Genomic DNA, 26,838 nt, shown 5'->3' on the forward strand with positions numbered 1-26,838 from the left:
TCACAGCACCTTCGCTTCGGTCTTCAGCTTCTCGACCAGCGTCTTCACGTCCGGCACCTTCACACCGGCGGAACGCTTCGGCGGCTCGGCGACTTTCAGCGTCTTCAGACGCGGCGCGACATCGACGCCGAGGTCTTCGGGCTTGAGCGTTTCCAGCGGCTTTTTCTTCGCCTTCATGATGTTCGGCAGCGTTACGTAGCGCGGCTCGTTCAGGCGCAGATCGGTCGTGACCACGGCCGGCAGCGTCAGCGACAGCGTTTCCGCGCCGCCGTCCACTTCACGCGACACCGTCGCCTTGCCGTCCGCCACGACAAGCTTCGACGCGAACGTCGCCTGCGGCAGATTCGCGAGCGCGGCGAGCATCTGGCCGGTCTGGTTGGAGTCGTCGTCGATGGCCTGCTTGCCCAGGATCACCAGCTGCGGCTGCTCCCTGTCGACGAGCGCCTTGAGCAGCTTCGCGACGGCGAGCGGCTGCAGGTCTTCGTTCGATTCGATCAGGATCGCGCGATCCGCGCCGATGGCGAGCGCGGTGCGCAGCGTTTCCTGCGCCTGCGCAACACCGGCCGACACGGCGATCACTTCGGTCGCGACGCCCGCTTCCTTCAGACGCACCGCTTCTTCAACCGCGATTTCGTCGAACGGGTTCATCGACATTTTCACGTTCGCGATATCGACGCCCGTACCGTCCGATTTCACGCGGACCTTCACGTTGTAGTCGACCACTCGCTTGACTGCTACAAGAACTCTCACGACACTCTCCTTCCCACACCGATAGGGCCGAGCCCTACCGCTTTGAATGACACATTACGTCCGTTGATCGATCAGAACTGGTCTTCGCGCAGCGCCAGCGCGCCTTCGCCATCGCGAGCGCCGCGAACCGCCGCTTCGAGCGCGATTGCACGAGGCAGCACCTGCGTCGCGTAGCTATGCGCGGTCGCGATCTTCGCGTCATGGAAGGACGGATCTTCGTCGCGCTTGTCGGCCGCCAGCACGAGCGACCGTGCGACTTGCCAACCCGCGAGCACGATACCCGCGAGCATCAGATAGGACACACTGCCGGCGAACACCGCATTCGGATCGCTTTTGACGTTCTCGACCACGTAGCGCACCGCGCTGTACAGCGCCTCGCGGCCGGCGGACAGATGACGATGCATCGCCTGAAAAGCCGCGCTCGAACCATACGAGGGGTGCGCTTGCACCGCGGCCAGGGTCGCGTCGATCTGCGCGAGCAGCATCCCGGCCACCTCGCCGTTGTCGCGCATGGTCTTGCGGCCGACGAGGTCGTTGGCCTGGATCGCCGTCGTGCCTTCGTAGATCGGCAGAATGCGCGCATCGCGGTAGTACTGCGCGGCGCCGGTTTCCTCGATGAAGCCCATGCCGCCGTGCACCTGCACGCCGAGACTCGTCACCTCCAGCGACATCTCCGTGCTCCAGCCCTTCACGATCGGCACCAGGTATTCGTAGATCGCCTGATGATTCGCGCGCGTCGCGCCGTCCGGATGACGATGCGCGAGATCGCAATGCGACGCCGACACATAGGCCAGAGCGCGTGCGCCTTCGGTCAGCGCGCGCATCGTCGAGAGCATGCGCCGCACGTCGGGATGCTGGATGATGGCGACCGACTGCTTCGCGGAGCCATCCACGGGACGGCTCTGCACGCGCTCCTTCGCATACGCGACGGCCTGCTGGTACGCGCGATCCGAGATCGCCACGCCCTGTACCCCCACGGCGAAGCGCGCGGCGTTCATCATGATGAACATGTACTCCAGACCGCGGTTCTCCTCGCCGACGAGCTGCCCGATCGCGCCGCCGTGATCGCCGAACTGCAGCACGGCGGTCGGGCTCGCCTTGATGCCGAGCTTGTGCTCGATCGACACGCAATGCACGTCGTTACGCTCGCCGAGCGAGCCGTCTTCGTTGACGAGGACCTTCGGCACGACGAACAGTGAAATGCCTCTCACGCCTTCAGGCGCGCCCGGCGTGCGTGCGAGCACCAGATGCACGATGTTTTCCGTCATGTCGTGCTCGCCCCAGGTGATGAAAATCTTCGTGCCGAAGATCCGGTACGAGCCGTCGCCCTGCGGCTCGGCGCGGCTGCGCACGAGCGAGAGGTCGGAGCCGGCTTGCGGCTCGGTCAGATTCATCGTGCCGGTCCAAACACCTGCGATCATCTTCGGCACGTAGCGCTGCTTCAGCTCCTCGCTACCTGCCGTCAGCAGCGCTTCGATCGCGCCGTCGGTCAGGAGCGGGCACAGCCCCAGCGACAGGTTGGCGGCGTTGAGCATTTCGATGCAGGGCGTCGACAGCAGCTTGGGCAGATCCTGACCGCCGTATTCAGACGGATGTTGCAAACCCTGCCAGCCGCCTTCGCTGAACTGGCGAAACGCGTCCTTGAAACCGGCCGTGGCGGTCACCACGCCGTCCTTCCAGGTGCTCGGGCTGCGGTCGCCGTCGACGTTCAGCGGCGCGAGCACGCCTTCGTGCAGCCGCGCGGCCTCTTCGAGCACCGCACGAGCGGTGTCGGCGGTTGCGTCCTCGCAGCCGGGCAAGCCCGCCAGTTGGTCGATTCCGGCCAGTTCCGTGAGTGCAAACAACATTTCTTTGAGAGGCGCGACGTAGCTCATTACCATTCTTCCGATCAGATAGTCCGTAGGGAAAGTCACCCGTCTGGCACCGATGCGGCCGGGGTAACGTATGGCTGAATCGTAGCGTCGGACAGGCCCTGCCCGGTTGTCCAAACCGGACGATCTATTGACATCTCTGGCCACGTCGGAGGGAGTAAGCGCCCCGTGGGAACTGCGTCGGCGGGTGTTGCCGACGCTTCGATATGACGCGATCAGCCACCCCGGCGATAGGCCGCCGGGGTGCTGCCGGTCCAGTGACGGAACGCTCTGTGGAATGCGGTGGGGTCGCCGAAGCCGACGTCGCCCGCGATGATGGCGATGGGCTCGCGCGTGCCCGTCAGGCGCTGGATCGCGATGTCGCGGCGCAATTCGTCCTTGAGCATCTGGAACGCCGTGCCTTCGGCGGCAAGATGACGGCACAGCGTTCTGACCGAGCAGTGCAGGCCTTCCGCCGCCTCTTCGATGGACGGGACGTCGGGCAGCCGGGACGCGAGATGTTCCCGCACGCGATGACTGAACAACTGCTCGTTGAACGAAACGAAGATCCAGTCTTCCGGCGCGCGAGCGAGAAACCTGCGCAGGTTCGCCTTGCGCTGACGCACGGGCAGGTCGAAATAGCTGCTGCTGAACTGCATCGAGGTCTGATTGCAGTCGAACTTCGCCGGTCCGGGAAACAGATAAAGATACTCGAGCGCGTGAGCGGGACGGGGAAAGGCGAACTGCACCTGCAACAACGCAATCCGTTGACCGATCAGCCAGGACGCGATCCCATGCGCAAGCTTCAGCATCAGCTCCTGGCCCAGCATGCTGGGTTGCGCTCCCGTGCTTCCCGGACGCAGCGCCAGGCTCGCGACGAGGTCGCCGCGGCGCGACTCGAAGCGGAAGTCGTCCAGCACGAGATGGAAGAACTGGCCGAACCGGTGCATCGCGGATTCGAGATTCGGCGCATCCAGCAGGCTCAGGCAAAGAAACTTCAGCGCGCCGCTGCGCAGCGGGCGCGAGAAAACGCCGGGCATCTCATCGTCGAGTTCGATCGCGAGCGAGCGGTAGAGCGTGGAGAACTGTTCCTCGGTGACGCGCGCTCCAGGCTGGTCCAGAAGCGCGCGCGGAATGTTCGCGCCCGACAGATGCCGGTCGACGATATCCGGCCGCGTCCCGACGCTGCCGAGGAACCCGTTGACGAGCGAGATCGGTACGGTTGCGCCAGGAGCTTGCATGAGAAGGTTCCGCGAGGCGAAGACGCATCAGCATAGCGCCTCCCGCCGCATCGTGGCGAGGGTTCGGCGAATCGCTACGCGAGTGCCGCGTTCGGGGCCCCGTGGTTCCGGTAGCTTGCCGCCTATTGCGCCGATGCGTGCGAGCGCAGATATGGCACGTAGCCGTTCTGAATCTTCAGGATCTTCTCGGCGCACGCGTCATAGTCGTCGCCCTTCGCGCTGTCGGGCCCATACATGCCGCGGCACTGCGCGAACAGCGACAGCGTCGCGCCGCCCGTGCTCTTGTTCGCGCGGGTCGCTGAGAAAGCGGCTTTGCCCGAATCGTCGGGCACGTCGGTATCGATCGCGACCGCGTCCGCGCGGATCACGTGCGTGTCGGAATGCTGCTCGATATAGCGTTTCGTCGCCGCCCACGCGGCATCGCAATTCGCCGGTGTGCAGTCGATCACCGCGTCGCGTTGCGCGGCGCGAAGGTTCGGCTCGCTATGAAGGATCTCCTGCTGGGCGCGCTGCGCCTGCTTTTCCGGGGACGAGCAGGCGGCGAGTGCACATGCGACGAGTGCGAAGGCAGCGATCTTTTTCATGAGTAGACTTCGGAGGCCATGGTCGAGCGCGATTATAGCGGTGCGGGGAAAGCGATTGCGTATTCACGACTCACATGCCGGGTTGGTAAGTTCGGTTGGCGTCATCGCCCTTAGGTGTTCGCCACCAGCAACTCCTCCGCATTGCCCGGCGGTCGCAGCCCATCCGTTCGAGCCGCGAAGTAGCGCTGCGTCAGATCGGCCGCGGACACGTGCCGCGCGTCGTCAAAGCCCGCTGCGCGCGCCATGGCGATCATCTGCTGCGGCATGAAGAAGCTGATGAACGGTGTACCGCTCGCACGCGCGCCCTTCTCTGCCATTTCGAGTCCGGGGCGCACGTCCGGGTCCGCCATCTCCAGCGGCAACAGGAACGTCATCGCGAACGTCGAGCCGCGCGCCAGCCCGGCCACTTCGCGCAGCGTCGCCGCATTCGCCTCTTTCGTCAGATACATGCTGACGCCGGTCGACACGACGACGGCCGGCCTGCTTTCGTCGAAGCCTTCGGCGACGAGACGCTGCCGCCAGCTATCGCCCGCTTCGAAGTCGACCGGCACGAAACGCAGCCAGTCCGGCAGGCCGAAACCAAGCTCGCCGAGCCGCTGACGCTTCCACGTTTGCGGTCCCGGCGGGTCGACCTCGTACACGGTGAGCCGCGACGCAATGTCGGGCCGGCGTTGCGCGAAGCTGTCGAGACCGGCGCCCAGAATCACGTATTGATCCACCCCGCGCCCGGTCTGCTCGACGACCAGATCCTCGATAAAGCGTGCGCGCGCGACGATCGACGCGCGAAACGGCCGCGTGAATCGCGGATCCATGTCGCCACGGCTGCGCCAGTCTTCGGCGGGTGCCAGCAACTGCAAGCCGACTTCGTCTTCGAGCACGTGCGGCGGCGCGTCGGCCTGCACGTGCAGCGCACGCCATAACGCGACGCGCGCGGCGGTGCTGTCGGGTGCGATGTGTCGTGGATCGCTCATGGTATTTGCCCGCTTGGGTTGAGGTGCCAATGCCACCGCTGCTCAATGGAACAACGGCAGCGCGAGAAACAGTTTGATGACGATCGCGTTGACGATGTCCATGAAAAACGCGCCCGTCAAGGGCACGATCAGGAACGCGATATGAGAATGGCCGAAGCGGTTCGTGATCGCCTGCATGTTCGCGATCGCGGTCGGCGTGGCGCCAAGTCCGAGGCCGCATTGCGCCGCGCACAAGACGACCGCGTCGTAGTTGCGGCCCATCGCGGGGAACGTGATGAATACCGCGTAGAGCGCCATCAGCAGCGTCTGTGCCGCGAGGATCGAGATGATCGGCACCGCGAGCGCGGCAAGCCCCCAGAGGTCGAGCCGCATCAGCGCCATCGCGAGAAAGAGCGCGAGCGCGACGTTGCCGACAAGCGCGACCGCGTGCTGGTCGATCCGCACACGCACGAGCGCGAGCACGTTGCTCAGGATCACGCCGATGAACAGCGTGCAGACGAACGTCGGCAATTCGAACGCGGTGTCCGCGATCCAGTCGGCAAACATTTCGCCGCCCGCGAGGCAGATCGAGATCAGCGCGAGCGTCGTGATGATCGCGGCGGGCGTGGTGGCCTGCTGCGCCTTCGGTTCTTCGAAGACCAGCGTTTCGTCCTTTAGCTGTTTGACGCGCAGCAACTCGTCGGCGCTGATCCGCCGCATCAGCAGCCGTGCGATCGGACCGCCGAGCACGCCGCCCATCACGAGGCCAAACGTCGCGCAGCCGATCGCGATCTCGGTCGCCGACTCCAGTCCGTGACGCTCGGTAAAGATCTGGCTCCACGCGGCGCCAGTACCGTGGCCGCCCGACAACGTGACCGAGCCGCCGAGAATCCCAAGCAGCGGATCGACGCCGAGGGCGAACGCGAGCAGCAAGCCGACCACGTTCTGCAGGATCAGCAGCCCGCAGACCAGCGCGAGAAAGCGGATCAACACCGGGCCGCCCGCCTTCAAACTCGATAGATGCGCATTCAGACCGATCGTCGAGAAGAACGCGAGCATCAGCGGCGCCTGCAACGTCGAATCGAACCTGACCTGCACGTGGGTGGTGAGGCGCGTGATCAGCACGCAGATCGCGACGATGAGCCCGCCTGCCACCGGCGCCGGAATCGAATAGGTCCTTAGCACGCCGATCCACTGCACGAGCTTTTCGCCGAGCAGCAGCACGAGCGACGTCGCGACCAGCGTGGCATATACGCCAATAGTCATGAATGGCCTCCGAGCGGGAGCGTGACAACGTTTTCTGTTTTCCCGGCGCGACGCCGCGGCGCATCGGAATGCGGCAAGGCTTTGTCGTCATCCGGAGCGCGCGCGAACCTGCGACATCTTAGCCAATCCGTCCGGGCAAAGTATGTTTTTCCTTGGGTTTTATCCGGCAAGGTCGGAGCCCATATTGGGTTTCTCAGTACACGGAGTGACCGACAGATTCTCGCACTGACGTGAATTCAATGTAGCGGGAACAGGAGATGCGTAGCTCTGCAGGATAGCCCGACGAGCGCTGTCTGATTGCGTCGCAAGTATTGATCGGATGCCACCCAACCAGGAGATGTCATGAAACCAATTCTCTACCGCCGGCGGCGAGCAGTTCGCCGTCCGCCGCAAGTCAGTGTCAAACAGATGACCGCATTGCCGTGCGTGGACGTGGCAGTCCTGTCCACGCACGTCCACCCTGCTTCACCGCTTTGCTATTGCGGCAACGCATAGGCAATCACGTAGTCGCCGAGCTTCGTACCGAATGAGCCGTGACCGCCTGCCGCAATCACCACGAACTGACGTCCGTTGACCGAATAGCTCATCGGCGTTGCCTGCCCGCCGGCGGGCAGACGCGCCTGCCAGAGCTGCCTGCCGTTGTTCACGTCGAAGCCGCGAATGTAGTTGTCGGCCGTCGCGCCGATGAACGCCACGCCGCCCGCCGTGATGATCGGGCCGCCGAGCATCGGCATCCCCATCTTGAACGGCAACGGAAGCGGTGAGCTGTCCCGCACCGTTCCGATCCGCTTCTTCCATACGATCTGGTTGGTCTTCAGATCGATCGCCGAAATGAAGCCCCAGGCAGGTTGCTTGCAAGGAAGACCGACCGGCGACATGAACGCATTCAGTGTCACGCCGAACGGAACGCCGTATTGCGGCTGAATTCCAGTCTCCGTCCCCGAACCTTTCGCGCCCGGTACCGGCTGAATCGGATTGCCCGGGCCACGCGGAATCAGCCGCGAAACGAACGGCAGCGCAATCGGATTGGCGACCGCAATCTGGCGATCTGTGTCGACCGCCATGCCGCCCCACTCGAACATGCCGAGATTGCCCGGAAAGACCAGCGTTCCTTGCTCTGATGGAGGTGTGAAGGTGCCTTCATAGCGCAGCTTGTGGAACATGATCCGGCATACCAGCTGGTCGTACATCGTGGCGCCCCACATGTCGGCATCGGTGAGATCCTTCGATGGCCGGAAGGTCAGTCCGGAGAACGGCTGGGTAGGCGAAACATGGTCGCCGGGCGCCGCACCCTGCGGCACCGGACGCTCCGGAGCCGGCACCACCGGCACGCCCGTGCGCCGGTCGAGCACGAACAGGTTGCCGGTTTTGGCCGGCGCATACACGACAGGCACGGTATTGCCCTTGACGTCGGTAATGTCCGCGAGCGTGGGCTGCGATGGCAGGTCCATGTCCCACAGGTCGTGGTGGACCGTCTGATAGAACCACGCGAGCTTGCCCGTCGACGCGTGCAGCGCGAGCAGGCCGCTCGCGAAACGCTCCTGCTCCGCCGTCCGGTTGCCGCCCCAGATGTCCGGCGTGGTCACGCCCATCGGCAGATAGACGATGTCCAGCTTGGGATCGTATGCAGCGGGCGCCCACGAGTTCGGGGACGTTAGCGTGTAGTGACCGCCGGCGGGAGGATTCTGATTCGGGTCCTTCGCGCCCGGGTCGAACACCCACAGCAGTTCGCCGGAACGCACATCGAAGCCGCGGATCACGCCCGACGGCTCGCGCGTCGAATAGTTGTCCTCGACCGCGCCCGCGACGACGATCACGTCGTTCGTGATGACCGGCGGCGAGGTCGGCTCATACATGCCGGGGGTCGTCACCGGCTGGTTGTGCTGGAGATCGAGATCGCCGCCGTTGGCAAAGGTTTTGCACAGCGCCCCTGTCTCCGCGTCGAGCGCATACAGGTGGCCATCATTGACGGGCAGATAGATGCGGCGCATGCAGGCCCCGGCGGTCGCGGCAGTCGCAGCGGGCGCAGACGCCGGTTGCTGCTGAGCGGGCGCCGCGGCGGACGCTGCCTGCTGCTCCGGCGCAGCGGCCGATGCGCCCGAGGGCTGATCAGCCGTCGGCGCGGGACCGGCCGCGGAAAGATCGACGTAAGACACACCACGGCAGGTCACGTGCTGGAACGACGGATCGGCCTTCAGCTGCGGATCGAATTTCCATTTCAACTTGCCGGTCCGCGCATCCAACGCCCATAGGATCTGATGCGGCGAGCATAGAAACAAGGTCTCGCCGATCTTGATCGGCGTGACTTCGTCCGTAATCTCGACGGGGTCGTTGGGGCCTTTGCTATCCCCGGTCCGGAAGGTCCACGCGACCTGTAAGTCCTTGACGTTTGCAGGCGTGATTTGAGTCAGCGGGGAATAGCGGGTACCGGCCTGGGTGCGCGCGTAGGCCGGCCAGTCGGCGGCGCTATCACCGGTCTCTGCGGGGGCCGCCGATGCCGCACTGAAGCTCCCGTTGACCGTTTGCGGATCGTTGAAGTTCGCGTAGACGAGCACGCCCGCCCAGACAGCCAATGCAACGACGAGCGAACCAATGCCGAGCCCGCGTGCGCCCTCCATCCGCCAGCTCACGAGCAGCAGTAGCCACACGCCGAAAATGACCAGCACCCCGGAGCGCGGAGCCAATGCCCAGAAGTCCGTGCCGGACTCCCACAGTGCCCAGACCGCCGTCGCAATCATCACGAGCGCATAGAGAACGAGCGCAGCGGGCTTGCGCCGGTAAAGCAACCACGTCACTACTGCGAGCAGCAGGCCCGTGATCAGGTAGTACCACGACCCGCCTACGGCAATCAGCCATGCTCCGCCGATCACGAGGTAAAGCGAAGTGAGCGCGAGAAACACAAGTGTGATTGCACCGATGACGACTGACCAACCGGGCTGTCTCGACATGATGATCTTCCACCCTAATCAAGAACGACGTGCGCGCGCAGACCGCAAAAGATGGGCCTGGTCTGTCCTGTTGTTCGATGCAGGCGCGTGACTTCTCGCGCGTTATCGCGCGTGCAGCGATGAGATCGAACCTGCCGCGGACATGCAACCGATACTTCGCTATCTGACCTGTTGGCCCAGGTGGTCGAGAGCGTAGCGTCGGCAATGCTCAAGATATGCCGCTTCGTTGGCGACGGTCAATTGAATCATGCTGCGCCACAGCGATGATCGGTGAGCTTCCAGCCCGCTCGCTCCAACGCGATATGCACGGCCGGCACGGGACCGAGACCGAACATGCCGGGCTCGACGGCGGCGATGCCGAAAGCCGCAAGACGCGCACTCGCTTCGATGCCCCTGGCGTCGGCATAACCGCGCTCGGCCACGACCATTGCCGCCGCACCGCTGTTCAGGCCGGGCGCATTGCCCGCCGTGATCATGCCATCGGGACGGAACGCGGGACGCAGCTTTGCCAGCGTTTCCACGGTCGTTTCCGGACGCGGCTGCTCGTCGCGCGTGAACTGGATGCTGCCCTTGCGCCCTTCTATTTCGACGGCGACGAGTTCGGCATCGAATGCGCCGCGTTGCGCCAGGCGATCGCCATGGCCCTGAGGCGCGAGAAGATCGCCGTTTCGACCGCGCATCCGTTCGCCGCGTCGGCGCACGTACCGCACGCGATCCGGCTCGCGCTCGGCTCGGTCAGCTTGACGACGCTCGAGCAGTCGCTGCAAACGGTCGCGCGGGTCATTGCCGACCAGACCTACTGATCGAAGACTGCGCTGGGCCGCCCCCATCATCCCGGCGCGGCCCAGCGCGCATTGCGACGTATCGCCTGTGGCGGTTGTCCAAACGCTCGAGTGAACGCATCGCGCATGCGGCGCGGGTCGGAAAATCCGGTCTGCTGGGCGATCTGTTCGACCGTATGGCGGCTCCTTTCCAGCATGAGCCGCGCGGCTTCGAGACGCAGTCTCTCGACGGCCTTGGCGGGCGATTGCCCCGTCTCCGCCCGGAACGCGCGGCTAAACTGACGCGGGCTGAGCCGCGCCACTTCGGCCAGTTGTTCCACCAGCAGCGGTTGCGCGAGATTCTTCCGCGCGTACGTCAGCGCGGACTGAATGCGATCCGATTTCGCATCGAGTTCCAGCAACGCCGAATGCTGGGACTGACCACCGGCGCGTCGATGAGAAACGACGAGCGTTTGCGCGACCGATCTCGCAACCTCCACGCCCAGATCGGCCTCGACCAGCGCCAACGCGAGATCGATTCCCGCCGTCATGCCCGCCGACGTCCAGATCGAACCGTCGACCGCGTAAATCCGGTCTTCCTCCACACGGATGCGCGGAAACTGCTTCCGCAGCGCGGACGCATAGACCCAGTGCGTGGTGGCGCGCTTGCCGTCGAGAAGGCCCGCTTCGGCCAGCACGAAGGCGCCCGTGCAAATAGCGGCGACGCGCCGGGCCGTCGCCGCGCTGTGACGTGCGTAGGCGAGCAGCCCATGGGACGGCCGCGCCGCGCCCGGATCGCCGCCCGGATCGCCGCCCGTGAAAAGGACCGTGTCGAACGTTCGCTCTTCGAAGGGTTCGGTCATCACCGTGGGACCACCGATCGCTCTGACCGGCGCGCCATGTTCCGACAGCGTGAGTACTTCGTAGAACGATTCACCGAATTTCCGATTGGCAAACGAAAACACCGGCTGCGCGGCGAGCGACATGGCGTGAAACCCATCGAACACGACGAACGCGACTGACGGCACGGCGATTCCTTTGAGTGGTGTCCTGAAACCGTAGTTTCTACGTCCTTTGCGATCTCGGCGGCCGCCCATATAAATGCGCTATGGATGCGCGGATTTGATTGAACGCGAATAAGCGGCCCTCGACGATCCTTCCGCACCAGCGGTCGACCGACTCTTTCAGTTCCCATTCTAGTCACCGTTTCCTTATCGCAGGTCAGGAGAACTCCTCATGAAAGTCCTCAAATCCCTACTCGTCACCGCGCTGATGGCGGCGCCCGCCATCGCGAACTTGCCGGCGACCGCGCTTGCGGCCGAAGCGGCCGCGACGTCGGCTGCGTCGACGGACGACACGGCGATCCGACCGTTCACGGCGCACTTTTCCGACGCGCAGCTAGCCGACCTGAAGCAACGCATCGCGCAGACGCGCTGGCCGCAACCGGAGACGGTGACGGATCGGTCGCAAGGCGCGCAGCTGGCGAAGCTGCAGGCGCTCGTGCAGTATTGGGGCACCGACTACGACTGGCGCAACGCTGAAGCGAAGCTCAACGCGCTGCCGCAGTACGTGACCACGATCGACGGCGTCGATATTCACTTCATCTGGGTACGCTCGAAAAATCCCGGTGCGTTGCCGCTCATCATGACGCATGGCTGGCCCGGCTCGGTCTTCGAAGAGCTCAAGGTGATCGGACCGTTGACTGACCCGCTAGCGTACGGAGGACGGGCGGAGGATTCGTTCGATCTGGTTCTGCCATCGATGCCCGGATATGGGTTTTCGGGCAAGCCGGCAACGGCCGACTGGACGCCTGATCACATCGCGCGAGCGTGGGAAGAACTGATGCGGCGGTTGGGCTATCAGCACTACGTCGCGCAGGGCGGAGACTGGGGCTCGGTGATCGCCGACAAGATGGCCGCGCAAAAGCCGCCGGGCTTGCTCGGCATTCACGTCAACATGCCAGCGACTGTCCCGCCCGAAATCGCAAAACGGCTGAAGGCAGGCGATCCGCCGCCGCGCGGACTTTCCGACAAGGAGAAAATCGCCTACCAGTCGCTGAACAATCTGTACACGCGCGGCGGCGGCTATGCGGCGATGATGGTCACACGTCCGCAGACGATCGGCTATGCGCTCGCGGACTCTCCGGTCGGGCAGGCTGCGTGGATGTACGACAAATTCGCGGATTGGACCTACAGCGGCGGCGATCCTGAACGGTCATTGACCAAAGACGAGATGCTCGACGACATCACGTTGTACTGGCTGACCAATACCTCCACGTCGGCGGCGCAGCTGTACTGGACCAACAACGCGAACAACTTCAATAGCGTGAACATCTCGATCCCAGCCGCCGTGACGGTGTTTCCCGGCGAGATCTATCAGGCGCCCCGCAGTTGGACCGAGCGCAGCTATCACCACCTCATCTACTTCAACGAAGTGAACAAGGGCGGCCACTTCGCGGCATGGGAACAACCGCAACTTTTCTCGGAAGAAATTCGCGCTGCCTTCAGGTCGCTGCGCTGATCGCTGTCTCGCACGGCGTAAGGTTCGAAGGAGATTCGCAATGTCGGATGAAATCAACAGGCGTCGTCGACGCCTTCTCGGGAGCGCCGCCATCGGCGTCGGCGCGCTCAATCTCGGTTTGAACGGCTGGGCGAATGCGCAGTCTGTTGCAGGAAATACAAACGGTAGCGATGCGCCGCGACCAGCATCGTTCGCGACGATCAAGCAGATCGACGCCGGCGTTCTGAACATCGGCTATGCCGAAGTCGGACCCGCCGACGGTCCCGTGGTGATACTGCTTCATGGCTGGCCATACGACATCCACAGCTTCGCCGACGCTTCGCTGCGGATCGCATCGGCGGGCTATCGGGTGATCGTTCCACACTTGCGCGGTTATGGCACGACACGTTTTCTTTCGTCCGCGACGATCCGCAACGCTCAGCAGTCCGTGCTCGCTGTCGACGTCATCGCGCTGATGGACGCGTTAAAGATCCAGCACGCGATTCTCGGCGGCTTCGACTGGGGAGCGCGCACGGCAAATATCGTCGCGGCGCTGTGGCCGCAACGGTGCACGGCGCTGGTGTCGGTGAGCGGGTATCTGATCGGCAGCCAGGGCGTCGGCACCCAGCCGTTGGCGCCGAAGGCGGAGTTCGCGTGGTGGTATCAGTTCTACTTCGCCACCGAGCGCGGCAGGAAGGGCTATGAAGCGAACCGGAATGACTTTGCGAAGCTGATCTGGCAACTCGCGTCGCCGAAATGGAGCTTCGACAATGCAACTTTCGAGCGCTCGGCGAGCGCGTTCGAGAACCCGGACCACGTTGCCGTCGTAGTCGACAATTACCGTTGGCGTCTAGGTCTGTCGAATGGGGAGCCCCAATACGAGGCGCTGGAGAAGCGTCTCGCGGCAGCGCCTGTCATCAATGTGCCGACGATCGCGCTGGAAGGCGACGCGAACGGCGCCCCTCATCCGGATCCCGCGTCGTATGCGAGGAAATTCGTCGGCAGATACACGCAACGTACGATCGGAGGCGGCATCGGTCACAATTTGCCGCAAGAAGCACCGCAGGCGTTTGCGGACGCGATAATCGAAGTGGCGCGCTACTAGCGTCGAAGCCGATGTGGATGTTCGCGCACCTCAGTATGCGGCGCGCGAACATGCACTCGATCGGACTCATTTTCCCAGGGACTTGCACCCGGCGACGCCGAGGTGCCATGGGCGCAACTGTGCGCGGTGATCGAGCCGAATTATCCGAAGCGCGGCAATGGCCGCCCGCCTATTGGTCTTGAGCGCATGCTGCGGATCCACTTCGTGCAGCACTGGTTCAATCTGGCCGACTTCGCCTGCTTCATCCTGTTTCGCCTTCCTCGTTCGATCCGATCTCTGACGCCTGACGTACCAGTTCGGTGGACTTAATTAGCGTTGCCCTAGACGGGTCTGGCTTGGGTAGTCCCACATAGCATCTCTGCCTTGGCCAACGGACGGACAGCAGCGCGAGGAAGTTCTCGTGCTGCTCGCAGTTACGATGAAGCGTCTGGATGGGCGGGCACCGTGAATTGAAAGATCGCGCCGCGCGGCACGTTCGCGCTTGCCCACAATCGGCCGCCGTGTGCCTCGACGATCGAACGGCAGATCGGCAGCCCCATCCCCAAACCGGTCGGCTTGGTGGTGTAGAAAGGAGCGAAAAGGCGCTCGGCACTGTCCGCGGCAAAGCCAGGCCCCGAATCGAGCACCGTCACGAGTACACAGCCCGAGTCGGCTCTTGCCGTGCTGATGAGCAATTCCCGCACGCCATCGCTGACACCGCTCATAACCTCCATCGCGTTGATGAGCAAATTAAGGAGGACTTGTTGCAACTGGACCCGATCTCCTTCAATTAGCGGTAATCGGTCCGCGAGATGCGTCTGCACCAAGGCGCCGTGCTTCCACGCTTCGCCACGGGTGAGCTCAATCACCTCGCGGATTGCCTTGTTGATGTCCACCGGTTCCTTCCGTGGCGGCGTCTTCCTGATCAGTTCATGGATGCGGCCGATTACGTCCCCCGCTCGGTTACCGTCGTTGACGATCCGGCCGAGCGCCTGCCGGGCCTTCTCGACTTCAGGAGGCTGGCCGGCGAGCCATCGCAGCGCCGCCTGGGCGTTGGTGACCGTCGCGGCGATCGGCTGGTTGACTTCATGAGCGATCGAGGCCGTGAGTTGGCCCATGGTCGCGACACGGTTCGCGTGCGCCAGCTCCCTTTGCACCTCCCGGTAACGCAGCTCGCTCTCGTGGGCTTCGGTTTCGGCACGCTTGCGCTCGGTCAGATCCACGACGAATGCCACACCTTCCGTCCCGCTTGCGTCAAACGTGGCCAAACCGACCATAACGGGCACACGGCTACCGTCTCTCCTGATGTACTCCTTCTCGTAAGGCTGGGCGCGCCCCGTCTGCCCGGCCTCCACCAGGGCCCGTTCGCTGCGCGGGAGCCATTCCTGCGGCGTCAGATCCCTCCAGCCTACGCGACCTGAGCCTATATCTTCACGCTCGTATCCCACGATGCGCAGAAATGCGTCATTGGCCTCGAGAATCTCACCATCGAAATTCCAGACAATGATGCCGATGATGTTGGCATCCACGAGGCGCCGGATCTTCGACTCGCGTTCGAGCAGTGTTTGTTCGGTGCGTTTGCGCTCGGTGATATCCATTACCGCGCCCACGAAACGGAAGCGATCCGGATCACAGCCGCTCACGCCATGCGCCACAGCTCGAACATACTTGATAGAAGCATCAGCCATCAGCAGACGATGCTCGACCGTAAATGCCTTCCTTTCGCTTGCGGCGCGGTCAATGATTTGCTGCACACGGACACGATCGTCCGGATGCGTCCGGTCGATGATGGCCTGCACGGTGGGCTTGATGGCAGCGTCGAGCTCGAATATTCGATAAGTCTCATCTGACCAATAGATCTCGCCGCTCAACAGGTACCAGCCAAAACTCCCTGTGTGGCTCAGTCGTTGGGCTTCCGCCAGATACATCTCGCTCCGGTGTAGCGCCTGCTCGACGTTCTTGCGTTCGGCTCGCTCACTTGCTTCGCGCAGCGCGCGCCGCACTGCGGGCACGAGCCTCGACAGCCGCGTCTTCAGAACGAAATCGGTAGCGCCACTCTTCAGCGCCTCTACCGCCAGTTCTTCGCCAAGCGTGCCGGAAACCAGGATAAAGGGCACCTCGGGACGTTCGCGCAGAGTGACCTCCAATGCCGAGAGGCCGTCGAACGCCGGAAGTTTGTAATCCGCGAGAATCAGGTCGATTCCAACGGTTTTCAACGCAGCCTCGAAGTCCGCACGCGATTGCACGCGAACGATTTCGCAGCAGAGATGATCGGCTTGAAGGAACTCTTGAATGAGTTCGGCGTCATTCGCGTTATCTTCCAGCAACACAATGCGAAGCCCCGACATTATTGCCCCTTCCTCATGCTGCCTGGCGGCGGCTCATTGATCAGTGCCCAGAATACGCCTAGCTCCTTGATGGCATTTATAAATTCATGAAAGTCGATCGGCTTTACTACGTACGCGTTTACCCCGAGTTTATAGCTTCGCATCATATCTTTCTCTTCGTGCGACGATGTGAGCACCACCACGGGAATGAGCTTCAAACGTTCGTCCGACTTCACTGTGTCCAGGACTTCCAAGCCATCGACCTTGGGGAGTTTCAGATCCAGTAACATGACTGAAGGGTTCTCGTCGTAGCGATCGACAAATTCCTCCCTGCAATAGAGGTAATCCAAGGCTTGCTGTCCGTCTCTGGCAACCACTACCTCGTTTGCCAGGTTACAGTCTGACAGCGCGGCCAGAGTGAGTTCGACGTCTCTCGGGTCATCCTCGACGAGCAGAATGCGTCCTAGTTGGTCCATGGTGTCCTCGCAGTCTTTGCCGTTGCACCGTGTGCCTTAGGCACTGAAAAATAGAAAGTAGCGCCCTGATCCACCCCCCCCTCTGCACGGACCTTGCCTCCGTGGCGGACGATGATGCGTTGAACGATAGCTAGTCCGATGCCAGTACCTTCAAACTGCTCCGGGAGATGCAGACGTTGAAAAACGCCGAACAGTTTATGCGCATACCGCATGTCAAAGCCTGCACCATTATCTTTCACAAACACCTCCACCACGTCTTTATTTGGGTCCACGCAACCAATCTCGATTTCGGCCCGCGTTCGCATGCGTGTGAATTTGACCGCATTGGCGACGAGGTTGGCGATAACCAGTCGGAGCATGGAACGATCCCCGTAGCAGACCGGCAGAGGGTTGATTGTCCATACAATGTCTCGCCCGCTCGTTTCTTGCCCGATCTCCGCAACGACCTCCTTGACGAGCTGATCGAGGCTCACCGGCGTCTTTGTGGTCTCCACCTGTCCGACCCTGGAAAAGGCCAGCAAATCGTCGATCAGGTTACTCATTCTTTTTGCCGCGTCGACAATCGTTTGTATGTAGCGACGACTTTTATCATCGAGCGAAGAGGCCGCCTGTTTTTGTAGTAGCTCGGAGTATCCGATCACATGGCGAAGTGGCGCACGTAGATCGTGCGAGACGGAATAGGCGAAGGATTGCAGTTCCTTGTTACTCGTTTCAAGCTGCTCAGCCCGCGCGGTGACTTCCTGATTGAGCCTGTGAATCTCGCTTTCTTTATGCTGACTCTGTTGCAATTCGGCCTGAAGGCGATCGCTGGTGTGACGAAGCTCAGTTTCGATTCGCCGTCGAGCAGCGACGAAACCGGCAAAGATCAAGCCCCATGCCGTGAAAACTAAAAAACGCGGAAAATCTTTGCTTTGAAGACCGATGGTGTACAGCGGCGCAGAAAGAAAATAATCGTAGGATGCCGCCGATAGCACGACTGCCAGCACGGAAGGTCCTACCCCTCCGTACCAGCAAGCAACCCCGATGGCGAAGTTGAAAGGGGACCCGTAGATGTCGTGGATCCCGAAGAACCGGAACACGAGCGCCAGCCCAAGTGCAGCCCCAACGCAGACGACGGATAAGCCGTAGCGCAGAATCGGTGAGCGACTTTGCAAGTCCAGGTGCAAGTGCGCCAAGCTTCGCCTCATTGCCAAAGGTGCGGATCCCCTGAACTAAAAATTATAGTCGTCCCGGTTCCGATCGTTGAGCAGGCGGGGACGCCCCAACGCGGATGCGTTGGCGAGCCGGCTCATGCTTGTGCCCGTTGTCCGCCTCGATCATCGCGATGGTGCGGGTGTGGTCCACCAACGATTCGTCTGCCAAATAGACCGCCAGAAGTCTTCCGTTAAACCGCTCAACACCGCTTGACAAACATGGATAAGCAAATCGGCGAATGGCAGCTCAGGGGTTCAGTAGCTGCCGCAGATGGGGTGCCGGGTTCAATGGGTCGGAAGTACCCATTCGGCTCTCTGGAGAAGCGGTCATTGGCAGGCTCCAGCCTGACTTCGGCGCCGAAGAGGCGTGGCAGACAGGAAGCCTTGCACCGTGAAGGTACGGACGCCGCGCGTCAAGACGGGCTGCAGACCACCGCGGTCAGCAACAACGGAATCACCATGCGCACGGTAGCGTTGCTGCCAGCATCGCGCACGCGCGATTCGACCGCGTCGCTGGGAGCGGACAGCACAGCGCCGTACAGCGGGCCCGCGAACGCATTGCCGCGGCCCTTCTTGAACGTCCCGTCGTCCTGCTCGTACCCAAGCACGGCGTAGACACGAAAGCCGAAGACCGTTATGTCGCTGCCTTGCGTTGGCCGAAACGCGTTGACCGAATTCGCCTCAACGTGCATCGGATTCGGGTTGATGGCAAGCGCACGGACGTCCTTGGCGGGCACGCCGGTTTCGCCCTCCTGCCACTCGGGCGTCTTGGGAACGCCGTCGGTTTCGCCCGGAAGATAGGCCCTCCACTCGTCGAACCCGGTCGTGCGGGTGGCGATGTAATCCTCGTCGTACAGGCCCTCCACGACCCACACATACATGATGGCGGTGGCGAGAGCAGCATCGGTTTGCGGTCGGACCGGAATCCAGCGCCCGCCCAGCAACTGCGCGGTGGGGTTGCAGTGCGGGTCGATATGAACGAACTCAATGCCGAGTTCCTTGGCCCACAGGCGCCGCGGAGTCCCCTCGAATCCCGCATAGGCCCTGTCGGTACTTTCGGTATCCAAAGCGACTGCACCGCGCCGAACAGCGTGGCCTCGGACGCCATACCCTTAGCTTTGAGTTCTATGACAGGGAAAGCCTGCGCTATACAAAAAGTAATCAACCTGCAAGGGTCACAGCGCAGATCCAGTCAAGCGGCAGCCCGGTGCCATGCATCCCTTTCAGGCTCGCACCGCAGCGCGAACAGCTGGCAACCTGCCCTTTCAGACGCGAAGGTTTGCGAAATAGCAGATCGCATTCCCGGCAGGCAATCAGTTTCTGACGCTCCATACGGACCGACCAGGATGAGTTTTCTGGTGTCATTCGACGCGGCTGAAATGCCGGCTCATTTATGTTGTGGGTGCCTAACTAGCGCCTGGCACCACAGCTACTCTCGATGGATGGCGACCCGGTCAAGGGCCGCTCATCCCGAACTCATCGAGGGACGATCATTCTCTTGACGCGGCTACCGACTGACCGGCCGGCAGTTCGCCCATCGACTGGAACAGCGCCGCAGTATCGCTCATACGCTGGCTTGCTGCGCGAATCGAACTGAGCTGTGCACTTAGAAACCGCTGCTCACTGGCATACTGTGCCGTAGAAGGCAGGGAGCCCATGCGATGGCGCGACGCCGTATCATCGAATGCCGCCCTCGCGGCCTCCGCCGCCGCTTCCGTCGACGCGAGTGTCTGTGCGTCGTTATCCAGTGCGGCAAGCGAATCCGCGACATTCTGGAACGCCGACAGAACGGTGGACTTGTAGTTCAGCACGGCCGCATCGTAAGCGTCGATCGACGCCTTGCGGTGCGCGAGCAGCGCGCCGCCATGGAAAATCGGTTGCGTCAGGCTCGCACCAATGGCCCAGAGTCCGCCCGCGCCTGAGAGCACCGCCGGCCAGCTAAAACCGCCGCGGCCCATAGAGGCCGTCAGCGACAGGCTCGGAAAGAGCTGCGCGGTCGCAGCGCCGACATCGGCGGCTGCGGCCTTCAGGGCGGCGTCGGCTGCCTGAACGTCGGGGCGCGAACGCAGCAGGACCGACGGCACCTCGACAGGCACGTGTTCGGGCAACGTCAGGCTGTCGAGGTCGGGAACGGCCGGGGCGTTGTCCGGCGTGCGGCCCATCAGCACCGCGAGCGCATGGATGGCTGTGGCGCGCTGCTGGCGTAACGCAGGAAGACTCGCCGCAGCCGAAGCCGCATCCTGCGTCGACGCAAGCGCCTGCGCACGCGAGACCGAGCCGAGTGCGTAGCGGTGCTGGTCCTCGTCCGCGGCCGTCCTGGCCACGGCGACGAGCCGTTCGGTGAGCGCGATCTGGCGATCGAGTGCCGCCACGCTGATCGTCGTACCGACGATGTTTGCCGCCAGCGCGCGCCGCGCCGCCTCCAGTTGATACGCCTGCACGTCTACGCGAGCGGCGCTGGCCGCATTCGCCGAACGCGTCGCACCGAACAGGTCAAAGGTGTAGGACGCGAGAAACTGTCCGGCAAAAAAGTTATAGCGAACCTCGCTGGGGCCAATGCCGGGCACAAGCGGTGTACGCCCGCGATCGACCTGTGCGGCAGCATCGATTGAAGGCAGCGTCGATGCGCCGACCTGGGCGCGCAACTCCTGCTGCGCGGCTGCGAGCGTCCGCTGCGCAGCCCCGAGCGTGGGGCTGTTGCGCAAGCCTTCCTCGACCAGTGCACTCAGCGCGTCCGACCGGTAAAGCTGCCACCATTGCGGAACGCCCACTGCGCCGATATCGAAATGCTGCGCCACGCCGCCCGCGGTGACGGTCCTGGCAGGCTGCGCCTCTGCGCCGTAGTGCGCAGGCGAAGGCATCGCCGGAGGTGCGCCGTTCGGGCCGAACGTGCAGGCCGTCAGTGCGACGGCCACAGCCACGGCCATCACGGATGTCTTGTAGGCGAAGCTCATCATCAAACCTCCGTATGCTCGTCCACGACCGGTTGCATCCCGCGCTCGTCGCGCCGGACCCTGAAGCACGCCGCGTACAGCGCGGGCAGGAAGAACACGGTCAGTACCGTCGCAATCGTGATACCGCCCATCAGTGCGGTCGCCATCGGACCGAAGAAGCCCGAGCGCAGCAGCGGAATCAGCGCGAGGACGGCGGCGGCGGCGGTCAGCATGATCGGCCTGAAACGCCTTATCGTTGCGCCGATAATCGCGTCGAAGCGCGGCTGCCCTGCCGCGATATCCTGATCGATCTGGTCGACCAGAATCACGGAGTTGCGCATGATGATGCCGAACATGGCAATCACGCCCAGCAGCGCGACGAAGCCGAAGGGCTTGCCGAACAGCAGCAGCGCGGCCACGACGCCAATCAGGCCGAGCGGCGCGGTCAGCACGACGATGAAGGTCCGCGCGAAGTTCTTGAGCTGGATCATCAGCAACAGCAGCACGGCGATGATCATCAACGGCATTTCGGCATTGATCGACGTCTGGCCCTTCACGCTTTCTTCGACCGCGCCGCCCACCTGAATGCGATAGCCGACCGGCAGCCGGGCGGTTTCCGCCGCGAGCGCACGTTCGATGTCGTGGGTCACGTCGATGCCCTGCGCGTCGCCGCGCACGTCCGCCTGCACCGTGATGGTCGGCTGACGGTCGCGTTGCCAGATGACGCCGTACTCGAGCGTATCGCGCACGTGTCCGAGCGAACCGAGCGGCACCGGGCCGTGGGGCGTCGGAATCGCGAGGCTCATAAGCTGCGCCGGATTGACACGTTCGCTCTTGGGCGCGCGCAGATCGACGTTGATCAGCTTGTCGCGCTCGCGGTACTGCGTCACCGTGTAGCCCGATAGCGTCATCGCGAGGAAGTTCGACACGTCTTCCGACGTGACGCCAAGCTGGCGCGCGCGGTTCTGATCGATCTCGAACGAGATCGAGCGCTCCGCCGGCTCGTCCCAGTCGAACTGGACGTTGCGCGTGCGGGGATCAGCGCGGACCTTGTCCGACACTTCTTGAGCAAGCGATCGCACGGTCGCGATATCGTCGCCGCTCACGCGGAACTTGATCGGGAAGCCGACCGGCGGACCATTCTCGAGCCGGGAGACGCGCGTGCGCATGCCGGAGAAGTCCTTCTCGAGCATGCCGTCGAGCCAACGCATCAGTTCCTCGCGGTTTTCTACGCTCTTAGCGGTAATCACGAACTGCGCGAAATTCGGCTGTTGAAGCTGCTGGTCGAGCGTCAGGTAAAAACGCGGCGCGCCGGTGCCGACGAAGTCGACGAAGTGATCGATCCCGGCTTTGCCGTCGAGCACCTTTTCCAGGCGCTTCGCTTCACGCAGCGTCGCCTCGAACGAGGCGCCTTCCGGCAATCGCAGATCGACCAGCAGTTCCGGCCGTTCCGAGTTCGGGAAGAACTGCTGCGGCACGCGCGTGAAGGCCAGCATGGAAATCGCGAAGAGCACGACGGTGACGCCGAGCACGACCCATCGACGCTCGACGCACCACGCAACCCATCCCGACAGGTGCCGGTAGAAGCCGGTGTTGCCGATTTCATGCGGATCATGGTGTGCACCGCCGGGTTGAGGCTTGCGTTCCGGCAGCAGGTGATAACCCAGCAACGGCACCAGCACGACGGCCGCGAACCACGAAACGATCAGCGCGATGGCCGACACTTCGAAGATCGAACGCGTGTATTCGCCCGTGCTCGATTTGGCGAGCGCAATCGGCAGGAAGCCGCATACGGTGACGAGCGTGCCTGTGAGCATCGGGAATGCCGTGCTGGTATACGCGAACGCTGCCGAGCGCGCCCGGCTCCAGCCTTGCTCCAGCTTCACCGCCATCATTTCCACGGCAATGATCGCGTCGTCGACGAGCAGCCCCAGCGCGAGCACGAGTGTGCCGAGCGAGACCTTGTCCAGGCCGATATTGAAGATGTGCATGCACAGCGCGGTTGCCGCCAGCACGATCGGAATCGTGATCACGACGACCATGCCGGTGCGCAGACCGAGCGAGACGAGGCTCACGACCAGCACGATCGCCACCGCTTCGCCAACCGATTTCACGAACTCATCCACCGAGTGCTTCACCGCGTGCGGCATGCTCGACACCGGCGCGAGTTTCAGACCCGCCGGCAGCGTGGCCTGCAGTTCGGCGGCTTTTGCGTCGAGCGCCTTGCCGAGGTCGATCACGTCGCCGCCCTTTTGCATCGTCACGCCGATGCCGAGCACCGCGTGGCCGCCGACGCGCATCTGGGTCACCGGTGGATCGTCATAACCGCGTGTGATCTTCGCGATGTCGCCCAGCCGGAACGTGCGCTTGTTGATGGTGATCAGCATGTCCGCGAGCGCCTGCACGTCCTTGAACGCGCCGCTCGGCCGCACGAACACGCGGTCGTCCGCGGTCGTGATGGTGCCGACGGGCGCCACGGTGTTCTGCGCGTCGATGGCCTGAGCGAGTTGCTGCGGCGTGATTGCGAGCCGCGTGAGCTGCGCATTCGATATCTCGATGAAGATGTGCTGATCGGGGTCGCCAAAATAGTCGACCTTGGCCACACCGGGTATGCGCAGCAGGACTGTGCGCAGCTTGTCAGCGTAGTCGTGCAGTTGCGCCGGCGAAAAGCCGTCGCCTTCGAGCGCATAGATGTTGGTGTAGACGTCACCGAATTCGTCGTTGAAAAACGGACCGACTGTGCCCTTCGGCAGCGTCGCGGCAATGTCGCCGACTTTCTTGCGCACCTGATACCAGGTTTCCGGCACTTCCTTGACGGGCGCGGAGTCCTTCATGGCGAAGAAGATCATCGACTCGCCGGGGCGCGAGTAGCTCTTGATGTAGTCGATATACGGCGCCGCTTGCAGCTGGCGGCCGATCCGGTCCGTGATCTGTTCCTGCACCTCGCGCGCAGTCGCACCAGGCCAGTAGGTCTTGATCACCATCGTGCGGAAGGTGAACGGCGGATCTTCCGACTGCGCGAGTTGCGTATAACCGATCACGCCGAAAAGCGTGGCGAGCCCGATCAGAAAGATCACGAGCTGCTGATGGCGCAACGACCATGCAGACAGGTTAAAGCCACCTTCACCCGGCGTTTCGGCGTCGGAACGCGGGACGGGCGCGCTGTTGCCTGCGGATTCACTGTCGCGGGCCCTCATGACGGGAAGTCCTCGGGATGAAGCGGGGGCACCACCTGCACATGCTGGCCTGCGCTCACGGCGTGTGCGCCTTGGAGCATGACGCGGTCTCCGTCGCGGAGGCCCGATCCGATCGAGACGGTGCGCTCGTCATATCGCTGGATAGTGACCGGGCGCAGTTCGAGTGTGTCGCTGCCGGCGCGCACCACCCAGACAGCGGGGTGCTCACCCTGGTGAAAGAGCGCCGTCACAGGCAGCGTAAAAATCTGCCCCACGGGCGCGTCGCCGACGGCATCGAACCCCACATTCGCCGTCATGCCGAGGCGCACGTCGCGGCTCGGGGCGGCCAGCGTCAGCTTGACGCGCCAGGTGCGGCTTTCTCGATCGGCAGCAGCCGATACCTCGCGCACGCGCGCCTCGAAGGTCTTGCCGGGTAGCGCCGGCAGCGTTACGCGCGCCATGCTGCCGACTGTCAGCGAGCTCAGCGTGCGCTCGGGCGCGTCGCAGACGATGTCTACGTCGCCCGTCCAGTCGAGGTGATAGATCGATTGGGTTCCCTGAACGTTCTGGCCCGTGTCGGCGTCCTCCGAGGCAATCACGCCGTCGTGGTCCGCTGTCAGCGTCGCATAGCGCAGATTGTCCGAGGCGAGCGCCATCTGGGCGAGCGCCGAATCACGCTGGGCGAGCGCGGAGGCGTAGGCGTCCTGCGTCTGTTCAAGTTGCGCCGGCGCGATCAGGTTCGCCTGCGCCTGCGCCTGATCGCGGTCGAGCTGCTGCTTCGCGTAGACAAGTCGATGTTCGGCGGCATCGAGCTGGGCTCGTGCGTTGGCCAGGTTATTGCGCAGGTCGGTCGGGTCGAGCAGTGCAACAACCTGTCCCGCCTTGACGGCATCGCCGAGATGAACCCGCCGTTCGATGATCTTGCCGCCCACCCGGAACGAAAGCGCCGTGGAGTAGCGCGCCTGCACCTGAGCCGGCAGCGACGCACTTGCCGCGCGCCCGTCAGCGTGAACGGCCAGGGCGACCACGGGCTTCGGCTCAGGAGCGGCGGCTTCGCGCGGCTGGCATGCCGACAGCAGGATTGCGCTGCAAGCCGCGACCATCACGTGCGTCCGCTTGGGCGATCGTATGAACGAAGATAAAAAGATACGTGCAATTTTAGGCGCGACAGGAACGGAATGTTTCACGATGTTCACAAGGCAGAGGATTGATCCAGGTAAAAAATTTCCCGATGCTGTAGACCCGCCATGCAATGAAGCACGGTTCGCCGTCAGCATGGGTGCGCATACAATCTCTATCAATACGCTGGACTCCTACGTATTGCCATGGCATCCCGGCGACATGTGCCCTCCCGATGGGACGCGCGCACTCAGCGTCTGATTCGCGCGCTTACATGCACACTTGCCTCACGGGTCTTTTGCTCTCTACCCCGGCATCGACAAAACTACCGATAAATCGCCTGCGCCAGCGCGCAGGGCCCGGTCGAGTTCCTCCTCGGGTATCAGCTGCCGGTGCAGCACCGCCTCTCTTAGCATGCTGTATCTGGAATGCGCGCCGGGTATGCGAGCACTCTTGCCGCCAATATAGGGATTTGCCGCAGTCGCCATCGCGCGACGACACTCGGGCATCTCCCGGATCTGTTCAGAATTGGCCGCGATCTCCCTGATGCAATGCTCGGCCAGCGTCTTACATGGATGCACCTGAACCGATTCAGCCGCGAATGTGACCGCGACGTCGCTCGCCAAAATCCGGAGTGCCATCTGACGGACGACATCGGAAATCACCGCATTCGGTCTGCCAGGCGTGACAAAGGAGTCGGTCCGCATCCACGCGAAATCGATTTCGGGCACGTCGAATAGTGCCCGGATGGATATCAGATGGAGGTCACTGCACGCGTTCGAAAGCTCGGCGGCGATGTCGGTCAAAATGCCGGGAATCCGCAAATACGCGGCACACTCCTGGGTTCTTTCAATCGGAGTTGACGCCATAGGCAAACCGAGCGCAATCATTGCGTTTGCCGCATCAACCGCTTCAACTTCAACCGCTTCGACTTCATATCCGGAATGGGCCGTAGCGCCCGCGTCAATCCTCGCGCGAAGATAGATTTCACGAAGCTGCACGGATGACGCTCGCAACCTGACCATCTGTTCGTCCAGCATAAGCGCATGCGTCAAAAACTTGAAAGCCAGCGTGGAGTGAACTGCATCGTATAACTGGGTGGTTCGGTCGAGTTGCAGCAAATCGCGGAATTCCTCCGCCTTTCTGACGAAGGCGGACCGCAACGCATCGCACCCGTCACATAGGTGTTCAATCGCAACGCAGATCGAGATCCTAAGTGCGGTCGAATAGACATTGCCGCCTCCGGGACACATGCGCGCACCTGGATCCAGATGAACATAGTCGCCGCGCGGACGACCCAGAAGTTCAAGAGCGCGGTTGCATATCACCTCGTTGGCGTTCATATCGTTCTCAGTGTCAGCGCGGCCCTGAGTCACGTCGACGAAGCACTGGTCACACAAGCGCCCTTTCCGCGCCTCCACGCAAGAGGCGACGATTGCGTCACCAAGTGGGGGTTCAAGTAGATGCAACTCGGCATTCACTTCTGCGACAGCCTGCTTGACTGCCGCCAGCGCATTCCGCAGGTTTGGGTATGCGCCTACCGGCGTCCCCGATATGGGACAGTTCTCGACGGCGCCAGGCGTGTGAATGCCATATCGCGCTTCCTCGGGTATTTCCCGCTTGCCCAGCGAATCGTATTCGACCCGGAAACCTGGTCTGCCGATCTCCATATTCACTCCTG

General features: G+C 62.9%; 17 protein-coding genes and 4 pseudogenes. 4 read left to right on the forward strand and 17 right to left on the reverse strand.

Annotated elements, in window-relative coordinates:
• From OKW35_RS45170 to OKW35_RS45205, 8 genes and pseudogenes are all read right to left on the reverse strand, one after another.
• Positions 1–750 (reverse strand): electron transfer flavoprotein subunit beta/FixA family protein, encoded by a 750-nt coding sequence (locus OKW35_RS45170; protein ID WP_429555452.1) that lies wholly within the window; start codon positions 748–750, stop codon positions 1–3.
• A 71-nt stretch (positions 751–821) separates the two neighbouring features.
• Positions 822–2,624: an acyl-CoA dehydrogenase gene (locus OKW35_RS45175; protein ID WP_184037059.1), complete on the reverse strand. Its 1,803-nt coding sequence runs from the start codon at positions 2,622–2,624 to the stop codon at positions 822–824.
• Positions 2,625–2,836: 212 nt separating this feature from the next.
• Positions 2,837–3,841 carry an AraC family transcriptional regulator gene (locus OKW35_RS45180; RefSeq protein ID WP_184060581.1) on the reverse strand — a complete coding sequence of 335 codons (1,005 nt, stop codon included), beginning with the start codon at positions 3,839–3,841 and terminating at the stop codon, positions 2,837–2,839.
• 122 nt (positions 3,842–3,963) lie between these two features.
• Positions 3,964–4,425 carry a hypothetical protein gene (locus OKW35_RS45185; protein ID WP_184060580.1) on the reverse strand — a complete coding sequence of 154 codons (462 nt, stop codon included), beginning with the start codon at positions 4,423–4,425 and terminating at the stop codon, positions 3,964–3,966.
• 110 nt (positions 4,426–4,535) lie between these two features.
• Positions 4,536–5,396 carry a class I SAM-dependent methyltransferase gene (locus OKW35_RS45190; RefSeq protein WP_429555453.1) on the reverse strand — a complete coding sequence of 287 codons (861 nt, stop codon included), beginning with the start codon at positions 5,394–5,396 and terminating at the stop codon, positions 4,536–4,538.
• 42 nt (positions 5,397–5,438) lie between these two features.
• On the reverse strand, positions 5,439–6,641 hold the full coding sequence (gene gltS, locus OKW35_RS45195) for a sodium/glutamate symporter (protein WP_429403504.1): 1,203 nt from the start codon (positions 6,639–6,641) through the stop codon (positions 5,439–5,441).
• Between the two features lie 476 nt (positions 6,642–7,117).
• Complete coding sequence (locus OKW35_RS45200; protein WP_429555454.1) at positions 7,118–9,589, reverse strand: glucose/quinate/shikimate family membrane-bound PQQ-dependent dehydrogenase; 2,472 nt, start codon at positions 9,587–9,589, stop codon at positions 7,118–7,120.
• A gap of 266 nt (positions 9,590–9,855) precedes the next feature.
• Positions 9,856–10,209: pseudogene (locus OKW35_RS45205) on the reverse strand (acetyl-CoA C-acyltransferase); the annotation flags it as partial.
• A gap of 9 nt (positions 10,210–10,218) precedes the next feature.
• Here OKW35_RS45205 and OKW35_RS45210 point away from each other — a divergent pair.
• A pseudogene (locus OKW35_RS45210) lies at positions 10,219–10,392 on the forward strand (PLP-dependent aminotransferase family protein); the annotation flags it as partial.
• Positions 10,393–10,418: 26 nt separating this feature from the next.
• Here the strand turns inward: OKW35_RS45210 and OKW35_RS45215 are convergent.
• Positions 10,419–11,378, reverse strand: a complete 960-nt coding sequence (locus OKW35_RS45215; RefSeq protein ID WP_429555455.1) for a GlxA family transcriptional regulator — start codon at positions 11,376–11,378, stop codon at positions 10,419–10,421.
• 208 nt (positions 11,379–11,586) lie between these two features.
• On the opposite strand from OKW35_RS45215, the gene OKW35_RS45220 reads away from it, so the two are divergent.
• From OKW35_RS45220 to OKW35_RS45230, 3 genes and pseudogenes are all read left to right on the forward strand, one after another.
• Positions 11,587–12,870 (forward strand): epoxide hydrolase family protein, encoded by a 1,284-nt coding sequence (locus OKW35_RS45220; RefSeq protein ID WP_429555456.1) that lies wholly within the window; start codon positions 11,587–11,589, stop codon positions 12,868–12,870.
• A gap of 40 nt (positions 12,871–12,910) precedes the next feature.
• Positions 12,911–13,954, forward strand: coding sequence for an alpha/beta fold hydrolase (locus tag OKW35_RS45225; RefSeq protein ID WP_429555457.1), 1,044 nt, complete (start codon positions 12,911–12,913; stop codon positions 13,952–13,954).
• A gap of 102 nt (positions 13,955–14,056) precedes the next feature.
• Positions 14,057–14,194 (forward strand): annotated as a pseudogene (locus tag OKW35_RS45230) (transposase); the annotation flags it as partial.
• Between the two features lie 173 nt (positions 14,195–14,367).
• Here OKW35_RS45230 and OKW35_RS45235 read toward each other — a convergent pair.
• The 8 genes and pseudogenes from OKW35_RS45235 to OKW35_RS45270 form a co-directional block, all read right to left on the reverse strand.
• The gene (locus OKW35_RS45235; RefSeq protein ID WP_429555458.1) at positions 14,368–16,281 is read right to left on the reverse strand and encodes an ATP-binding protein; all 1,914 of its coding nucleotides are present in this window, start codon (positions 16,279–16,281) and stop codon (positions 14,368–14,370) included.
• Complete coding sequence (locus OKW35_RS45240) at positions 16,281–16,736, reverse strand: response regulator (protein ID WP_090809426.1); 456 nt, start codon at positions 16,734–16,736, stop codon at positions 16,281–16,283. Before OKW35_RS45240 ends, OKW35_RS45235 begins: the two co-directional genes overlap by 1 nt.
• Positions 16,724–17,911: an ATP-binding protein gene (locus tag OKW35_RS45245; RefSeq protein ID WP_429555459.1), complete on the reverse strand. Its 1,188-nt coding sequence runs from the start codon at positions 17,909–17,911 to the stop codon at positions 16,724–16,726. The genes OKW35_RS45240 and OKW35_RS45245 overlap by 13 nt, the downstream gene beginning before the upstream one ends.
• A gap of 725 nt (positions 17,912–18,636) precedes the next feature.
• Positions 18,637–18,993: pseudogene (locus OKW35_RS45250) on the reverse strand (molybdopterin-dependent oxidoreductase); the annotation flags it as partial.
• Between the two features lie 426 nt (positions 18,994–19,419).
• Positions 19,420–20,883: an efflux transporter outer membrane subunit gene (locus tag OKW35_RS45255; protein WP_429555880.1), complete on the reverse strand. Its 1,464-nt coding sequence runs from the start codon at positions 20,881–20,883 to the stop codon at positions 19,420–19,422.
• A gap of 2 nt (positions 20,884–20,885) precedes the next feature.
• Positions 20,886–24,059, reverse strand: coding sequence for an efflux RND transporter permease subunit (locus OKW35_RS45260; RefSeq protein ID WP_429555460.1), 3,174 nt, complete (start codon positions 24,057–24,059; stop codon positions 20,886–20,888).
• Positions 24,056–25,141 (reverse strand): efflux RND transporter periplasmic adaptor subunit, encoded by a 1,086-nt coding sequence (locus tag OKW35_RS45265; protein ID WP_429555881.1) that lies wholly within the window; start codon positions 25,139–25,141, stop codon positions 24,056–24,058. The genes OKW35_RS45260 and OKW35_RS45265 overlap by 4 nt, the downstream gene beginning before the upstream one ends.
• Before the next feature lie 321 nt (positions 25,142–25,462).
• Positions 25,463–26,827 carry a lyase family protein gene (locus OKW35_RS45270; RefSeq protein ID WP_429555461.1) on the reverse strand — a complete coding sequence of 455 codons (1,365 nt, stop codon included), beginning with the start codon at positions 26,825–26,827 and terminating at the stop codon, positions 25,463–25,465.
• Between the last annotated feature and the right edge of the window lie 11 nt (positions 26,828–26,838).

It is taken from the genome of Paraburkholderia sp. MM5477-R1 (genome assembly GCF_050436385.1).
GTDB lineage: Bacteria > Pseudomonadota > Gammaproteobacteria > Burkholderiales > Burkholderiaceae > Paraburkholderia > Paraburkholderia tuberum.

What these genes read in the sequence shown, in the direction of transcription:
- OKW35_RS45200 (WP_429555454.1), bottom strand. Translation starts at nt 9,589, where the DNA reads ATGTCGAGACAGCCCGGTTGGTCAGTCGTCATCGGTGCAATCACACTT.
- OKW35_RS45255 (WP_429555880.1), bottom strand. Translation starts at nt 20,883, where the DNA reads ATGAGCTTCGCCTACAAGACATCCGTGATGGCCGTGGCTGTGGCCGTC.
- OKW35_RS45235 (WP_429555458.1), bottom strand. Translation starts at nt 16,281, where the DNA reads ATGTCGGGGCTTCGCATTGTGTTGCTGGAAGATAACGCGAATGACGCC.
- OKW35_RS45270 (WP_429555461.1), bottom strand. Translation starts at nt 26,827, where the DNA reads ATGGAGATCGGCAGACCAGGTTTCCGGGTCGAATACGATTCGCTGGGC.
- OKW35_RS45240 (WP_090809426.1), bottom strand. Translation starts at nt 16,736, where the DNA reads ATGGACCAACTAGGACGCATTCTGCTCGTCGAGGATGACCCGAGAGAC.
- OKW35_RS45260 (WP_429555460.1), bottom strand. Translation starts at nt 24,059, where the DNA reads ATGAGGGCCCGCGACAGTGAATCCGCAGGCAACAGCGCGCCCGTCCCG.
- OKW35_RS45220 (WP_429555456.1), top strand. Translation starts at nt 11,587, where the DNA reads ATGAAAGTCCTCAAATCCCTACTCGTCACCGCGCTGATGGCGGCGCCC.
- OKW35_RS45180 (WP_184060581.1), bottom strand. Translation starts at nt 3,841, where the DNA reads ATGCAAGCTCCTGGCGCAACCGTACCGATCTCGCTCGTCAACGGGTTC.
- gltS (WP_429403504.1), bottom strand. Translation starts at nt 6,641, where the DNA reads ATGACTATTGGCGTATATGCCACGCTGGTCGCGACGTCGCTCGTGCTG.
- OKW35_RS45190 (WP_429555453.1), bottom strand. Translation starts at nt 5,396, where the DNA reads ATGAGCGATCCACGACACATCGCACCCGACAGCACCGCCGCGCGCGTC.
- OKW35_RS45225 (WP_429555457.1), top strand. Translation starts at nt 12,911, where the DNA reads ATGTCGGATGAAATCAACAGGCGTCGTCGACGCCTTCTCGGGAGCGCC.
- OKW35_RS45175 (WP_184037059.1), bottom strand. Translation starts at nt 2,624, where the DNA reads ATGAGCTACGTCGCGCCTCTCAAAGAAATGTTGTTTGCACTCACGGAA.
- OKW35_RS45185 (WP_184060580.1), bottom strand. Translation starts at nt 4,425, where the DNA reads ATGAAAAAGATCGCTGCCTTCGCACTCGTCGCATGTGCACTCGCCGCC.
- OKW35_RS45265 (WP_429555881.1), bottom strand. Translation starts at nt 25,141, where the DNA reads ATGGTCGCGGCTTGCAGCGCAATCCTGCTGTCGGCATGCCAGCCGCGC.